This is a genomic window from Ketobacter sp. GenoA1 (assembly GCF_003671475.1).
GTDB lineage: Bacteria > Pseudomonadota > Gammaproteobacteria > Pseudomonadales > Ketobacteraceae > Ketobacter.
In genome coordinates this window covers 111473-126640 of sequence record NZ_RCHM01000030.1, presented here as the reverse complement: position 1 = coordinate 126640, position 15168 = coordinate 111473, and the positions used below count along the sequence as shown (strand labels likewise).

Below are 15168 nucleotides of genomic sequence, written 5' to 3'. Positions count from 1 at the left end.
CCGGCAACACTAACGGAAACGCTGCCCCAGAAAAATGGAAACGCTCTGATCACCCTCCTCAGTACGGCCATAACTGAGATATGCCGGCCCCAACGGGGTGCGTGCGCCCAGAAAAAGACTACCGGCACCAATGGCGTTTCGCCAACGGATTTCATCGCGGTCCAGCCACACATTCCCACGTTCCAATGACGCACCTAAATACAAAGGGACATTAATGGGCAGTGGCCCGTTCTCATTCAACTGGCGGTAGAATACGCCGCGCATCAGCACCCGATGGCGCCCGAAGCGGGAACGGGGCGGCAAGCCGGATAGTTCAAGAAAGCCACCAATAAACGGGATATCAACAAAGCTGGCTTCGTCACTGTCGCTGACTTCCCCATCGGCCTCAATCAACAGTGTATTGCGGCCCCAACTGATGGGCAGCGTACCGTCCAGCTCAACCCGGGAGAAATCATCTCCTGCTTCCAATGCCGGTATGTGGCGCTCGGCTTTTAGCTTCCAGCGATAACCGGAAGTTGGAAATCCAAGATCGTCCAGGGTGTCCCAACCCAACTGGCCAAAGTAAAAGCCATCATCGTAGTCGGACAAGTCCGCCCCTTCACGCTCCAGATCGTAGCCACCCCGGAAATCAAAAGCACCCCGTTCCCGGGCCACACCCATCCGTATTTCTCCGGCCCCGTTCCAGATTAATCGGCCCAATGACAACGTGGACCACAGATCCTGTTTCTCATATTCCGAGATGGGTGTGCTCTGATAGTCGTCCACATAGATGTCCAGGGAATCCGCCCGGTAACCCACAGCCGGTTCAACAAAATACGCCAGATCCGACGTGATCGGCTGTAAGAAACGTAATTCCAGTTCCGGCGCGGTGCCCAGCACCACTCGGCCAAAGGCGGTGCCACCGTACTGGTTCAATCCTGCTGCCCTTAAGCTGGCGGTCAGACCAAAGACACTGTTGCCCTGAAAATCATCCGCCAATTCCAGCCCCAGTTTCAGCCAGTTGTTACCGGTTTCCCGTCCAATTCCCGTCACTTCCAGGCCGCTTTCACCGCCCTCTTCCACCACCCGATAGCGCATCACGCTGAAGTAATCCAGTCCATACAGGCGCGACATATCCTCTTCCAGCAACGCCCGGTCCAGGGGCTCCCCCATGGGCTGGCGGATTTGGCTTCTGATGGCCTCATCGTTCACCACGCTGGTATTTTCAACGCGAATAAAATCAATTTGCGGCACACGTCCATGGGTTTCCACCGCCGACTGCACTGCCGCAGGCAGCTCATCCCTGGCCATGGAAAAACGCTGTAACGCCGCCGTCAGACCTGCCTCGATGATGGGGTCCGCCTGGTCAAAATCGGCCGAGCCGAAGTCATCCAATGGTGGCAGAATCAACACTTCATCCGGTCTGAGATTGGCCCGCTGCTCCACTGTGTTGACCCGCACCAGAAAGGCGGTGGTTTGATTGGCTATGCTGAAGAAAGACGTGAGTTCGTGGCGGGATTTCAGCGGTGAGGATACGTCCACTGCGATAATAAAATCCGCACCCATTGCCCGCGCAACATCCACCGGCATGTTATTGGCGATGCCGCCATCCACCAGCAGCTTGCCATGGCGGGATACCGGTGCGATCACCCCCGGTATGGACATGCTGGCCCGCACAGCGGTGGCCACCTCACCCTGGTCCATGATCACCGCCGCTCCGCTTTCAATATCCGCCGCCACCGCAGCAAAGCGCCGTGGCATGTCTGCAAACCGCAGGGGCCTGCCATTGTTCTCAAACAACTTGCCCAAGGTCTGATCCAGGTGCTGACCCTCAATGGCGCCTTTGGGGAAGCTGATACCCTGTGAATTGATGGACATCCTCAGATCCGTACTCATCTGGGCATCCAACTGGCGAAAGGGGTACGGTTGATGGCGCCTGGGTGACGCATCGCTCAATGCGATATGCCAGTTCATGGTACGGGCAATGCGATCGATTTCATCCACATTGCGGCCACTGGCGTAGAGTGCCCCCACAATGGACCCCATGCTGGTGCCGGTCACCACCTGTGGATGGATGCCCTGTGCCTCCAATACCCGCAGCACCCCCACGTGAGCCAAGCCGCGGGCACCGCCGCCACTTAATACCAACCCCACGGTGGCATCCGGCGGAATCAGCACAGATTGACCCGCTACCGACTCCATCAATACCAGCGGCAACAACAGACTGACGATCCATCTACCAACCGGTTCACACATTCTCACTCAGATCCCTTCCCATCGCTGTCCTGGTGTTACAATACCTTGCTGTCCACAGTCTCACAATAATTCAGGACTTCTGTTATGGCGGTTGAGCCAACGGCAATCCAGGCACATCATCTGGCGCCCCAGCATATTATTTTCGGCAATCTGCGACCCTTTGTTAGCAACACGCTGGGCTTTCTGGAGGACGCTGGGGCGGTCAGTTCCTTTACCCGGTTTCGTTTGCTGAAAACCCCGGTCTATCTGGTGACCGATGCCGATCTGGTGCACGAAGTGCTCACCAATAAATCCCAATCCTATGTCCGTAATCGCAGCTTTGCCCGGCGCCTGCGGCGCCTGTTCGGCCACGGCCTGCTGACCTCCGAAGGTGAACAATGGAAACAGCTGCGCAAGCTGTCGGCACCGGCCTTTCAACCCAAATCCACCAATAGCTATATCCCGATAATTCTGGATGAGATCGACACCCTGATGACCGAATGGCAGGGTCAACAGCAGGTGGACATCGGCAAGCAGATGTCGCGCATCACCGCCCGCATTATTACCCGCTGCATTTTCGGTATGCATCTCAATGTGGATTTGGAGGAAATGGAGTGCTGCATGACAGAACTGATGGGCAGCCTTGCACCCCGTCTGCGCTTTCCGATTTATACCCCGGACTGGTTGCCGGTGGGCGGCAACCCAGCCTATCGAAAAGCGGTACAGCGGCTGGATGCATTGATTTATTCTGGAATATCCCAGCACATCGAAGATCAGCGTGAGCAGGGCAGCCTGTTGCACGATCTGGCTGCGGCTTCCCGGGAGCAGGGCCTGATCAACCCATCCCACCTGCGGGACCAGATTGTCACCCTGTTCCTGGCCGGGCATGAAACCACGGCCACCACATTGGCATTCTGTTTTATTCTGCTTTCACAACACCCGGAATACGCTCAGCGCCTGCAACAGGAAACCACCTCGGTGGATCTACGCGCACTCACCAATCTCACCGAGATTCGGCACAACCTGCCGTTTACCTACAATGTGATTCGTGAAACCATGCGCCTGTATCCGGCGGGGTATGTGTTTGGCCGAACCGTGGTAAAGCCGACGCAGCTGGGGGGCGAATCCATCAAGCCGAACAGCCTGATTCTGATTTCTCCCTATGTGATTCACCGGAATCCCGATCTTTATCCGCAGCCAGCCCGTTTCAATCCGGACCGATGGTCGGGGCTAGAACTCAACCGCACACAATACCTGCCGTTTTCTGCCGGCGCCCGCACCTGCATAGGGGAGCACCTGGCAATGCTGGAGGCTTGTTTGCTGCTGGCGGGCATCAGTGCACGTTACCAGGTAAGCTGTGGCACCGACCCCATTCATATTCAAACCGGCATCACACTGCGGCCCACCAATAATTGCGCAGCCACCCTGCAGCCCATTGCAACCAATTGAGTCAGGTTTACTCCACCGTCACACTCTTGGCCAGATTCCGCGGCTGATCCACATCGGTGCCTTTGATAATGGCCACGTGATAACTCAGCAGTTGCAACGGTACGGTATAGACAATGGGCGCAAGTTCCGCAGCAATGCGGGGCACGTCCAGCACGTGCACATCATCCTGTTGTTCCAGTGCCGCCGCCGCATCCTGAAACACAAACAACTCGCCACCGCGCGCGCGTACTTCCTGTAAATTGGATTTCAGTTTTTCCAGCATGGTATCTGAGGGGGCCACGGTCACCACCGGCATATCCGCATCCACCAGGGCCAGGGGGCCATGCTTAAGTTCACCGGCCGGGTAGGCTTCTGCATGAATGTAGGAAATTTCCTTAAGCTTGAGCGCACCTTCCATGGCGATGGGGTATTGCACACCACGCCCTAGAAACAGAGCATGGTGCTTTTCGGAGAATTTTTCCGCCATCGCTTCAATGGGATCGTTCAAGCGTAACGCCGCCTGAACGATATCGGGTAACTGTTGCAAACCGTTCAGCAGTTGTTTTTCTTTCTCGGCATCGATGTCATGGAATTTTCCAATGGCCACGGTCATCAGGTACAACGCCACCAGTTGGGTGGTAAAGGCTTTGGTAGACGCCACACCGATTTCCGGGCCGGCCTTGGTCATGAAACACATGGCCGATTCACGCACCAGCGAGCTGGTGGGTACGTTACAGATAGCCAGGGATGACAGGTAACCTTTAGCGTCCCGCAGGGCAGCCAGAGTATCCGCCGTTTCACCGGATTGTGAGATGGTCACAAACAGCGTATTGGGCCGCACCACAGTTTTGCGGTAGCGAAACTCACTGGCCACTTCCACATTACACTGTACGCCGGCGATGCCCTCAAGCCAGTACTTGGCCACCAGGCCGGCATGATAGGAGGTTCCACAGGCAATGATCTGCACCGTTTCCACTTGCGGGAAAATATCGGCCGCATCGGCACCAAACAGCGTTGCATCCACTCCCTGTGCATTCAGGCATCCCTCGAGGGTATTGCGGATGGCCGTGGGTTGCTCAAAAATTTCCTTCAGCATGTAGTGGCGGTATTCGCCCTTATCCGCTGTACTGTCGCCACCGGTGAAGGGCTTGATGGGGCGCTCTACGGTATGGCCGGCACGGTCTTCAATACTGAAGCCTTCTTTGCGCACCACTGCCACATCACCTTCCTCCAGGAAGATAAAACGGGTGGTGACCGGCAACAGGGCCAACTGGTCGGAGGCTATGAAATTCTCACCCAGGCCCACGCCCAGCACTAACGGGCTGCCTTCCCGGGCGGCAATCATGAGGTCGGGCTGGTCCCTGCAGATGACTCCCAACGCGTAGGCGCCACGCAGTTCCGCTGTGGTTTTTTTCACGGCTTCCAGCAGGCTTTGCGACTGCTGCAAATGACGATGCACCAAATGAGCAACCACCTCGGTGTCGGTTTCCGAAGTGAACGTATAACCGGATTCGGTCAGGGATTTGCGCAGTTCTTCATGATTTTCAATGATGCCATTGTGAACAACCGCGATACTATCGGATGACATGTGCGGGTGGGCGTTACCTTCCGAAGGCACCCCATGAGTTGCCCAGCGTGTATGGGCGATACCGATACTGCCCCCACCCTGGCTTTCCAGGACAGCGGTTTCCAGCTCCTTGACCTTGCCGACGCGGCGGATACGTTCGATCTCCGCTCCCGGATTGAAGCGGGCAATTCCCGCCGAATCATATCCCCGGTACTCCAGGCGCTTTAACCCCTCCAACAAAATGGGGGTGACATCACGGGTTGAAATGACTCCAACTATTCCACACATGTTTCGGTCCTAGAACTTTTATTTAGGTTGTTTTTGCGGGCGTTGCCAACCATCGACGGTAATTTGCTTGGCACGGGTCACGGTCAGTGCGTTATCCCGGGCATCCTTTGAGATTGTTGAGCCTGCACCAATTGTAGCACCTTGCCCGATGTTCACCGGGGCCACCAATGAACTGTTGGAACCGATAAAGGCGTTGTCGCCAATCACGGTCTTATGCTTGTTTGCGCCGTCGTAGTTGCAGGTTATGGTTCCGGCGCCGATATTAACCTGTTCACCGATTTCGCTGTCACCCAGATAGGTTAAGTGATTGGCCTTGGAGCCATCCCCCATTTGAATGTTTTTGGTTTCAACGAAGTTGCCGATTTTCGCCTGATTACCCAGTTTGGTGCCCGGCCGCAGCCGTGCGTAAGGGCCGATGTCGCAGGCCTCACCTATGACCGCATTCTCCAGGACACTGTTGGCCTTGATGATCGTATCACTGCCGATGACGGAGTTTTCAATCACGCAGTTTGGACCAATCCGCACATTATCACCGAGGCAATTCTTCCCTTCAAAAACGGTATTAATATCGATAAAACAATCCTGACCGATATCGACGCTGCCTCGAATATCAATACGTGCCGGATCCACCAGAGTGGCACCCTGCAGCAATAGCTTGTCCGCCAGTTGTTTTTGCAGCAGCCGTTCCAGTTTAGCCAATTGGCGTTTGTCATTGACCCCCTCAACCTCAATAGGATCTTTAACCCGGCAACCGATCACGGGCACCTCGTGTTCATTGGAGATGCGCACCAGATCCGTCAGGTAGTACTCCCCCTGAGCATTGGTGTTTTCAATGGTGGGCAACCATTGTTGCAGATCAATGGAATCCGCCAGCATGATGCCGGTGTTCACTTCATCGATTTTGCGAATCTCTTTACCGGCGTCCTTTTCTTCGACGATCTCCCGCACCACACCGGCATGGTCACGGACAATGCGCCCATAGCCGGTGGGATCCGGCAATTTTACCGTAATGACACCGCACTCTCCCGGCTGCACCTCGTTGAGAAAGCGGTTCAGGGTGGCTTCCGAAATCAGCGGCACATCACCGTATAGAATCAAGGTGCGGGTGTTGGTTTGCAGATGATTCAAAGCCTGTTTCACGGCGTGACCCGTGCCCAGCTGCTTGCTCTGCTCCACCCATTCAATGGGCGCATCGGGAAAGTAGCGCTCGATCTCCGCTTGTACCGCATCACCTCCATGGCCATATACCACGATGACTTTATGGGCATCTAACCTGAAGCTGGTTTCCAGCACATGGGCCAGCATGGGCTTCTTCGCCAGGGGTTGCAGAACTTTGGGGAGGCGCGATTTCATGCGCGTGCCCTTGCCGGCGGCAAGGATGACAACATTGAGATCCATTGAAGCTATTCCATATCGGTTTCAAACGAAAAAAGGGCAGCAATAGCTACCCTTTTTAACATGCTTTTTTGCGCGTTTCACGACAACCGGTGGTTATTTGCCCATTTTCTTCTTGAGGGCTTGAATCGTGCGCAATTGTGCGGCGGCTTCTGCCAACATCGCTGCGGCTGCAGAGTAGTTGATTTCAGAAGACTGATTGGCCAGGGCGCGACGGGCATCTTCCACAGCCTGTTGAGCTGCAGCTTCGTCCACATCGTCCGCGCGCTGGGCCGTGTCCGCCAGGATGGTGACAACCTTGGGCTGCACCTCCAGCATACCGCCAGACACATAGTACACTTCTTCATCACCGTTTTGCTTGATGACGCGAATCGGACCGGGGTTCAATTGCGTCAGCAAGGGAGCGTGACCCGGGGCAATACCCAGGTCACCCAACGTGCCGTGAGCGACAACCATTTCCACCAATCCGGAAAAGATGGATTTTTCAGCAGAAACGATATCACAGTGTACGGTTATCGCCATGGTTCTAACTCCCTAGCGTTATTACGCTTTTTCGCCTTTTTCGATGGCTTCTTCGATGGAACCAACCATATAAAACGCCTGCTCAGGCAGGTGATCCAGTTCGCCATCGAGAATCATCTTGAAGCCGCGGATGGTGTCTTTCAGAGACACATACTTACCGGGAGAGCCGGTGAATACTTCCGCCACGTGGAAAGGCTGTGACAGGAATCGTTCGATCTTACGAGCGCGCGATACCACCAGCTTGTCTTCTTCAGACAGCTCGTCCATACCCAGAATGGCGATGATGTCTTTGAGTTCTTTGTAACGCTGCAGATTGGTCTGCACGCCACGGGCCACATCATAGTGTTCCGCACCGATCACCAGAGGATCCAGCTGACGGGAGGTGGAGTCCAGAGGATCAACCGCAGGGTAGATACCCTTAGCAGCGATATCACGGCTCAGTACTACCGTGGAGTCCAGATGCGAGAACGTGGTAGCCGGTGATGGGTCAGTCAAGTCATCCGCAGGTACGTATACAGCCTGGATAGAGGTGATGGAGCCGGTCTTGGTGGAGGTAATACGCTCCTGCAATACACCCATCTCTTCCGCCAGGGTGGGCTGGTAACCTACCGCCGAAGGCATACGGCCCAACAGCGCCGATACTTCGGTACCCGCCAGGGTGTAACGATAAATGTTGTCCACGAACAACAGTACATCTCGGCCATCATCACGGAATTTTTCCGCCATGGTCAAGCCGGTCAGCGCCACACGCAGACGGTTACCGGGTGGCTCGTTCATCTGGCCGTAAACCATGGCCACTTTGGATTTGTCGAACTGCTCAACGTTAACAACGCCCGCTTCCTGCATTTCGTGATAGAAGTCGTTACCCTCACGAGTACGTTCCCCAACACCGGCGAACACAGACAGACCGGAGTGCTCGGTTGCGATGTTGTTGATCAACTCCATCATGTTTACGGTTTTACCAACACCGGCACCCCCGAACAGACCCACTTTACCACCCTTGGCGAAGGGGCAGATCAGGTCGATTACCTTGATGCCGGTTTCCAGCAGATCGGTAGAAGAGGATTGTTCTGCATAAGTAGGCGGCTTGCGGTGAATGGAGGCGCGTTGCTGTTCACCGATGGGGCCGCATTCGTCGATGGGGTTACCCAGAACGTCCATGATTCGACCCAGGGTTTCAGTACCAACCGGCACGCTGATGGGCGCTCCGGTGCTGGCCACGTTCAGGCCACGCTTCAGGCCTTCAGTAGAACCCATGGCGATGGTACGAACGATACCGTCACCCAACTGTTGCTGAACTTCGAGAACGGTCGGAGCGTTCTCCACGTTCAGTGCGTCGTACACGTTTGGTACAGAATCGCGCGGGAATTCTACGTCAATTACCGCTCCGATGATTTGTACGATACGTCCGCTACTCATGTTTGTATCCTCTTGAATCGTAACTATTAAAATCTGTAGGTAAGAAACCTGTCCGTTACACCGCTGCCGCGCCGCCGCAGATTTCTGAAATCTCTTGGGTAATCGCCGCCTGACGTGCCTTGTTGTAAACCAACTGCAAATCGTTAATCAGATTGCCCGCGTTGTCGGTCGCAGACTTCATGGCAACCATTCGCGCGGCCTGCTCACAGGCATTGTTCTCAACCACACCCTGGTAAACCTGAGACTCTACGAACCGTACCAGCAGGTAATCCAGTATTTCTTTGGCTTCCGGCTCATAGATGTAGTCCCAGTGATGCTGGTAGGCTTCATCTTTACTGGCTTCAAGAGGAAGCAGCTGGATGCTGGTTGGGGTCTGGGTCATGGTGTTCACAAAATCGTTGTACATCAGATACAACCGATCAATCTTTCCGGATTCGAATGCGTCCAACATGACTTTAACCGCGCCGATCAGATCTTCAATGGAAGGCTGATCTCCCAGACCGGTTTTGGTCGCCACAACATTGCCACCTACTGAGCGGAAGAAACTAACGGCCTTGGTGCCGATCAGGGCCATATCAACTTCACAGCCTTTCTCTTTCCATTCCTTAGTGAGCTGCAGCGTCTTTTTGAACAAATTGATGTTCAAACCACCACACAAGCCACGGTCGGAAGACACTACAATGACCCCAACACGTTTTACTTCGCGCTCGTCCATATAGGTGTGCTTGTACTCCGGATTGGAATTGGCCAAGTGGCGAACGACCTGGCGAATTTTCTCCGCATAAGGTTTGGATGCCGCCATACGATCCTGCGCTTTACGCATCTTACTGGCCGCAACGAGTTCCATTGCAGAGGTAATTTTTTGCGTGTTTTTAACACTGGCTATCTTGCCACGTATCTCTTTTGCGCCTGACATAGGTGTACCGTATTCAGTATTCGGGGCAGGTGACCCTGCCCCGGTGAATGATTACCAAGTCTGAGTGGACTTGAACTTCTCAACGAGTGCTTTGTACTCGCTTTCGATGTCGCTGTTCCAATCGCCTTTCTCATTGACTTTGGCAATCAATGCAGAGGCTTCTGAGTTCGCGTACGACAGCAGCGCCGCTTCGAAATCCAGAATCTTGGCCACGTCAATGTCTTCCAGATAACCTTCGTTGGCTACGTACAGCACCAGACCCATTTCAGCCACGGACAGCGGAGCATACTGCTTCTGCTTCATTAGTTCGGTAACACGGGTACCGTGTTCCAACTGCTTACGTGTGGCTTCATCAAGATCCGATGCAAACTGGGCAAACGCCGCCAGTTCACGATACTGCGCCAATGCCAGACGAATACCACCACCCAGTTTCTTGATGATCTTGGTTTGTGCCGCACCACCCACACGAGACACCGAGATACCGGCGTTCATTGCAGGCCGGATACCGGAGTTAAACAGGTTGGTTTCAACGAAGATCTGACCATCGGTGATGGAGATTACGTTAGTGGGTACGAATGCGGATACGTCACCGGCCTGGGTTTCAATGATCGGCAGGGCGGTCAGGGAACCGGTTTGGCCTTTTACTTCGCCATTGGTGAACTTCTCAACGTAATCAGCACTTACGCGAGCAGAACGCTCCAACAAACGGGAGTGCAGATAGAACACGTCACCGGGATAGGCTTCACGGCCCGGGGGACGACGCAGCAACAGCGAGATCTGACGATAGGCCCAGGCCTGCTTGGTCAAATCATCGTATACGATCAGGGCATCTTCACCACGATCACGGAAGTATTCACCCATGGTGCAACCGGTGAAGGCCGCCAGGAACAGCATGGCTGCAGGATCGGCCGCGGCCGCTGCCACCACAATGGTGTTTTCCATGGCACCGTGTTCTTCCAGCTTGCGCACTACGTTGGCAATGGAGGATTGCTTCTGGCCGATGGCCACGTAGATACACTTAATACCGGAGTCTTTCTGGTTGATGATGGTATCGATGGCGATCGCGGTTTTACCGATCTGACGGTCACCGATGATCAACTCACGCTGGCCACGACCTACCGGGGTCATGGCGTCGATGGATTTCAAACCGGTTTGAACCGGCTCATCCACTGATTGACGGGCAATTACACCCGGTGCAACCTTTTCCACCACGTCGGTTTCGGTTGTGCCCAGCGGGCCTTTACCATCAATGGGATTACCCAGCGCGTCTACAACGCGGCCGAGCAGGCCACGACCAACCGGCACTTCCAGTACTTTACCGGTACATTTCGCTTTCTGGCCTTCTGCCAGACCCAGGTAATCACCCAGTACCACCGCACCAACGGAATCCTGCTCCAGGTTCAGAGCCATACCGTAAATGCCGTTTTCGAATTCAACCATCTCGCCGTACATAACGTCGGCCAGACCGTGAATGCGCACGATACCGTCAGATACACTAACGATAGTACCTTCGGTGCGCGCTTCGGATGTTGTATCCAGATTCGCGATGCGCTGTTTGATCAGCTCGCTTATTTCTGAAGGGTTGAGTTGCTGCATGCTTATGTCCTCAAACTCAAGAATTCAATTTTTCGGCCAGTTTAGCGAGCTTGCCGCGTACGGAACCGTCAATCACCAAATCGCCGGCTCTGATGATGACACCACCAACCAGAGACTTGTCTTCTTCGGTGGTGACATTGACGTCGCGGCCCAGTTTCTGCTTCAGGGAAGCGGCAAGTTTTCCTGCCTGCTCGTCGGACAAAGCGAAAGCGGAGGTGATTTCCACATCCACGCTCTGTTCTTTCTGGGACTTCAGTGTCTCGTACAGCGCCGCGATTTCCGGCAACGCCGTCAGACGCTTGTTCTGCGCCAAAAGAGTCACGAAGTTTTTACCCTGTTCATTCAGCTTGTCCTTGCACAACTCGCCAAAGGCTTCTGCTTTCTGGGCGGAAGTGATCTTGGGGTTCTGCAGATAACCGGACACTGCTTCATCATTGGAAACAGCCGCTGCAAAGGCAAGCATATCGGACCATTCAGCTAATGCGCCGTTTTCATCGGCGTACTGAAAAGCCGCTTTCGCGTAAGGCCGGGCAACTGTGATTAGTTCTGCCATAATCCGATACCGTTACAGTTCAGATGCAAGCTGCTCAAGCATTGCGTTATGAGCGCCTTGATCCACTGCTGTGCCAAGAATTTTTTCCGCACCGGCGATCGACAGAACCGCAACCTGGCCGCGCAGTGCTTCTTTAGCGCGATTCAGTTCCTGCTCTACTTCTGCCTGTGCAGCCGCTTTCAGACGCTCGCCTTCGGCGCGGGCCTGATCTTTTGCTTCTTCAACCAACTGATTGGCACGCTTGTTTGCCTGTTCAATCAGCGCAGCGGCCTGCTGCTTGGCTTCACGCAAGGTCTCGGCGGCTTTCTCTTTTGCCAATTCCAGATCTTGCTCTGCCTGGTCTGCCGCCTGTAAGCCCTGTGCGATTTTTTCTGAGCGCTCGCGCATGGCGTTGATCAAAGGCGGCCATACGAACTTCAGACAGAAAAAAACGAATACGGCAAAGGCGATAGATTGTCCTAGGATGGTGGCGTTAATATCCATACCAAACCCTCTCGCTCGTTAAAGTAAATGTGTGACGCTACTTTCTACGAAGCGATGGACTTAGGCCAATACGAAGATCATGTACATGCCGATACCCACACCGATCATTGGCACCGCGTCCAACAGACCAGCCATCAGGAACATTTTACCTTGCAGCATGGGAGCCATTTCCGGCTGACGGGCAGTACCTTCCAGCAGTCGGCCGCCCAGCAGACCAAAGCCGATTGCAGTACCCAACGCGCCCAGACCGATTACCAAACCAGCGGCGATCAATACAAGTGCAGATGCAGTTTCCATGTTATCTCCTGGTGTTACTTTTAAAAGTTAAGGTTAATGTAAAACGTTTAAATCAATTCTTAGTGATCTTCGTGCGCCGTGCTCAGGTACACAATGGTCAGCACCATGAACAGGAACGCCTGCAGGGTGATAACCAGAATGTGGAAGATCGCCCAGCCCAGTTGCAGCACACCGCCGAACAGAGCCATGATCACACCGGCATTGAACATCAAAGCAATAAGAATGAAGATCATCTCACCGGCGTACATGTTGCCGAACAGTCGCAGACCCAGTGAAATCGGCTTGGCCAAAAGGTTGACCGTTTCCAAGAACAGGTTCACCGGAATCAGCAGCAGCTTAACGAAGAGGTTGTTACTGCTGAAGGGGTGCAGGGTGAGCTCACCGGCAAAGCCGCCGATCCCTTTCACCTTGATACTGTAGAAAATAATCAGGAAGAACACCGTAAACGACATGCCCAGCGTGATATTGGGATCCGTGGAAGGCACGATTTTCATATAGTGAACGCCGAACAGGTTGAACAGCGCTGGTATCCAATCCACGGGAATAAGGTCCATCAGGTTCATGAGGAACACCCAACAGAAGATGGTAAGGCCCATGGGGGCGATCATCGGGTTGCGGCCGTGAAAATTCTCTTTGGTTTGGGTATCAACGAAATCCACCAGGATCTCGACGAAATTCTGAAAGCCCTTGGGGACATCGGTGGTGGCACGCTTGGCAGCGAAACCAAACAGCGCCAGAAACAGCACACCCAGGCCTACGGACCAGCCCAGGGTATCCACGTGGAATTTCCAGAAACCCATTTCGGCAGCTTCGGCAGCGGAATGTGCGAAGCCCCAGGAACCATCGGGGTGCTGACCATATACCAGATTGGTCAAGTGGTGCTTGATGTATTCTGAGGAATCTGCAGCCATAGTAACCCAATACCTTAAAATCGAAGTCGGACTTTAGCTTCTTTGCCTTGCTTACTTGCGCAAAAACAACGGCGCCAACCAGGCGACACCGTACACTACAAAGAAGGCTGAAAACAAATACGCTGCACTTTCACGTACACCTGGGAGCAGTTTGAACGCTGCGATGAACAGCAGCATGACAATGACAAATTTGCCGGCTTCACCCCGATAAAACGCCCGCACCATATTTTGCGAGGCACGCGCCCCCGAAAAGCGGAATGCCTGTATTGCGAAGTAAAGGTTGGCCAGGACAGCAATCCAGCCTCCAACCAAGGCTGCCAAAGCAGCAGCTTTACCCACAAAACACAACACGATGACGGGAATCAAGGTTGAGACGAGGGCCTGCGAACCTACCACGTAAACACCCAGATACCCTTTGTTTAACGTGCTTGGCTTTGTCACAGTCTTTTCCGTTTGCCCTTTAACCAGCGATTTACTTCTTTTGACCTTTTGGACCTTTTGGGTCAGCTCAAACGCTGATTGCAGGTGCCTGTGTAAGGCGGTGCCGATTATAGAGACTTTCCCAACCACAGGCAACACGGGTAGAGCGACTCGTGCGCGGGTTTATTTGATGTGATCCAGAATACCGTCCAACTCGTCCAGGCTACCGTAGCGAATGACCAGTTTACCTTTACCTTTGGCACTGTGCTGAATCATCACCGGCGCCCCCAGCTTGTCGGACAGATTATCTTGTAACAATTTGATATCAGGATCGATTTTGGTATCACCGGTGGCGATTTTTTCCTGTTGCAGGCGACGCACCAGTGCCTCGGTCTGACGCACGGACAAACCCTTGGCAACAATGGTACGGCCGGCTTCTGTCTGTTTAGCGCTGTCCAGCGTCAGAATCGCGCGGGCATGCCCCATTTCCAAATCACCGTGCTCAACCAATTTACGGGCTTCCGGGCTCAGACTCATCAGTCGCAGTAAATTGGTCACCGTCGTACGGGATTTACCCACCGCTTCGGCCACCTGCTGGTGGGTCAATTCGAACTCATCCTGGAATCGCTGCAGGGCAGCCGCCTCTTCAATGGGATTCAGATCTTCCCGTTGGATATTTTCGATCAGAGCCATGGCGATGGCGGCTTCATCGGTGACCGCGCGAATGACACAGGGCACTTTATCCAGACCCGCCAACTGACTGGCGCGCCAGCGGCGTTCACCGGCGATGATTTCATATTGATTGGCACCGGCCAACGGACGCACAACGATGGGTTGCATCACCCCCTGGGCCTTGATGGAGTTGGACAAATCCTCCAATGCCTGGGGATCCATATCGCGGCGCGGTTGATAACGGCCACGCTGCAAGAATTCGATGGGCAGATGCCGGAGCTCACCATCTACATCTTCTTTGCTTACCGTGACCGGCTTGCTGGCATCGGTGGACACTTCTTTCTGCGGAATGTTGGCGCTTCCCAGTAACGCGTCCAACCCACGACCCAATCCTTTCTTCTTGGCAGCCATGTATCGCCTTTATTGTAGTCGGTGACCTGTTGCAGTCGGTGAATAATGCAATCGTTCCCACTGTGCGGGCTTCACA

At 54.1% G+C, this 15168-nt stretch carries 14 protein-coding genes; 1 reads left to right on the top strand and 13 read right to left on the bottom strand.

Translation table 11 applies throughout. The annotated features are described in order from the left end of the window. Window positions 1–9: 9 nt before the first annotated feature. Entirely contained in the window at window positions 10–2235 is a 2226-nt protein-coding gene (locus D9N13_RS12630) for a patatin-like phospholipase family protein (RefSeq protein WP_290590459.1), read from the bottom strand. Window positions 2236–2319: 84 nt separating this feature from the next. Between D9N13_RS12630 and D9N13_RS12625 the strand changes: the two genes are divergently transcribed. Next, window positions 2320–3663, top strand: a complete 1344-nt coding sequence (locus D9N13_RS12625; protein WP_290590456.1) for a cytochrome P450 — start codon at window positions 2320–2322, stop codon at window positions 3661–3663. A 7-nt stretch (window positions 3664–3670) separates the two neighbouring features. On the opposite strand, the gene glmS is transcribed toward D9N13_RS12625, so the two are convergent. From glmS to D9N13_RS12565, 12 genes are all read right to left on the bottom strand, one after another. Then, on the bottom strand, window positions 3671–5497 hold the full coding sequence (gene glmS / locus D9N13_RS12620) for a glutamine--fructose-6-phosphate transaminase (isomerizing) (RefSeq protein WP_290590453.1): 1827 nt from the start codon (window positions 5495–5497) through the stop codon (window positions 3671–3673). An 18-nt stretch (window positions 5498–5515) separates the two neighbouring features. Then, window positions 5516–6895 (bottom strand): bifunctional UDP-N-acetylglucosamine diphosphorylase/glucosamine-1-phosphate N-acetyltransferase GlmU, encoded by a 1380-nt coding sequence (glmU, locus tag D9N13_RS12615; RefSeq protein ID WP_290590450.1) that lies wholly within the window; start codon window positions 6893–6895, stop codon window positions 5516–5518. 93 nt (window positions 6896–6988) lie between these two features. Then, the gene (locus D9N13_RS12610) at window positions 6989–7414 is read right to left on the bottom strand and encodes a F0F1 ATP synthase subunit epsilon (RefSeq protein ID WP_290590447.1); all 426 of its coding nucleotides are present in this window, start codon (window positions 7412–7414) and stop codon (window positions 6989–6991) included. Between the two features lie 21 nt (window positions 7415–7435). Further along, window positions 7436–8833 (bottom strand): F0F1 ATP synthase subunit beta, encoded by a 1398-nt coding sequence (gene atpD, locus D9N13_RS12605; RefSeq protein WP_290590444.1) that lies wholly within the window; start codon window positions 8831–8833, stop codon window positions 7436–7438. A 55-nt stretch (window positions 8834–8888) separates the two neighbouring features. After that, window positions 8889–9749, bottom strand: a complete 861-nt coding sequence (gene atpG / locus D9N13_RS12600) for a F0F1 ATP synthase subunit gamma (RefSeq protein ID WP_290590441.1) — start codon at window positions 9747–9749, stop codon at window positions 8889–8891. Window positions 9750–9800: 51 nt separating this feature from the next. Continuing rightward, the gene (atpA, locus tag D9N13_RS12595; protein WP_290590437.1) at window positions 9801–11345 is read right to left on the bottom strand and encodes a F0F1 ATP synthase subunit alpha; all 1545 of its coding nucleotides are present in this window, start codon (window positions 11343–11345) and stop codon (window positions 9801–9803) included. A 16-nt stretch (window positions 11346–11361) separates the two neighbouring features. Continuing rightward, complete coding sequence (locus tag D9N13_RS12590) at window positions 11362–11898, bottom strand: F0F1 ATP synthase subunit delta (protein WP_290590433.1); 537 nt, start codon at window positions 11896–11898, stop codon at window positions 11362–11364. 12 nt (window positions 11899–11910) lie between these two features. Further along, complete coding sequence (locus D9N13_RS12585) at window positions 11911–12381, bottom strand: F0F1 ATP synthase subunit B (RefSeq protein ID WP_290590430.1); 471 nt, start codon at window positions 12379–12381, stop codon at window positions 11911–11913. Window positions 12382–12441: 60 nt separating this feature from the next. Beyond that, on the bottom strand, window positions 12442–12678 hold the full coding sequence (atpE, locus tag D9N13_RS12580) for a F0F1 ATP synthase subunit C (protein ID WP_101894459.1): 237 nt from the start codon (window positions 12676–12678) through the stop codon (window positions 12442–12444). 59 nt (window positions 12679–12737) lie between these two features. Beyond that, complete coding sequence (atpB, locus tag D9N13_RS12575) at window positions 12738–13589, bottom strand: F0F1 ATP synthase subunit A (protein WP_290590427.1); 852 nt, start codon at window positions 13587–13589, stop codon at window positions 12738–12740. A 51-nt stretch (window positions 13590–13640) separates the two neighbouring features. Continuing rightward, window positions 13641–14168 carry an ATP synthase subunit I gene (locus tag D9N13_RS12570; RefSeq protein WP_290590424.1) on the bottom strand — a complete coding sequence of 176 codons (528 nt, stop codon included), beginning with the start codon at window positions 14166–14168 and terminating at the stop codon, window positions 13641–13643. Between the two features lie 24 nt (window positions 14169–14192). Further along, window positions 14193–15092 (bottom strand): ParB/RepB/Spo0J family partition protein, encoded by a 900-nt coding sequence (locus tag D9N13_RS12565; protein ID WP_290590420.1) that lies wholly within the window; start codon window positions 15090–15092, stop codon window positions 14193–14195. Window positions 15093–15168 lie beyond the last annotated feature (76 nt).

Coding starts and splice junctions, on each gene's coding strand:
- D9N13_RS12630 (WP_290590459.1), bottom strand. CDS start 2,235: ATGTGTGAACCGGTTGGTAGATGGATCGTCAGTCTGTTGTTGCCGCTG.
- D9N13_RS12625 (WP_290590456.1), top strand. CDS start 2,320: ATGGCGGTTGAGCCAACGGCAATCCAGGCACATCATCTGGCGCCCCAG.
- glmS (WP_290590453.1), bottom strand. CDS start 5,497: ATGTGTGGAATAGTTGGAGTCATTTCAACCCGTGATGTCACCCCCATT.
- glmU (WP_290590450.1), bottom strand. CDS start 6,895: ATGGATCTCAATGTTGTCATCCTTGCCGCCGGCAAGGGCACGCGCATG.
- D9N13_RS12610 (WP_290590447.1), bottom strand. CDS start 7,414: ATGGCGATAACCGTACACTGTGATATCGTTTCTGCTGAAAAATCCATC.
- atpD (WP_290590444.1), bottom strand. CDS start 8,833: ATGAGTAGCGGACGTATCGTACAAATCATCGGAGCGGTAATTGACGTA.
- atpG (WP_290590441.1), bottom strand. CDS start 9,749: ATGTCAGGCGCAAAAGAGATACGTGGCAAGATAGCCAGTGTTAAAAAC.
- atpA (WP_290590437.1), bottom strand. CDS start 11,345: ATGCAGCAACTCAACCCTTCAGAAATAAGCGAGCTGATCAAACAGCGC.
- D9N13_RS12590 (WP_290590433.1), bottom strand. CDS start 11,898: ATGGCAGAACTAATCACAGTTGCCCGGCCTTACGCGAAAGCGGCTTTT.
- D9N13_RS12585 (WP_290590430.1), bottom strand. CDS start 12,381: ATGGATATTAACGCCACCATCCTAGGACAATCTATCGCCTTTGCCGTA.
- atpE (WP_101894459.1), bottom strand. CDS start 12,678: ATGGAAACTGCATCTGCACTTGTATTGATCGCCGCTGGTTTGGTAATC.
- atpB (WP_290590427.1), bottom strand. CDS start 13,589: ATGGCTGCAGATTCCTCAGAATACATCAAGCACCACTTGACCAATCTG.
- D9N13_RS12565 (WP_290590420.1), bottom strand. CDS start 15,092: ATGGCTGCCAAGAAGAAAGGATTGGGTCGTGGGTTGGACGCGTTACTG.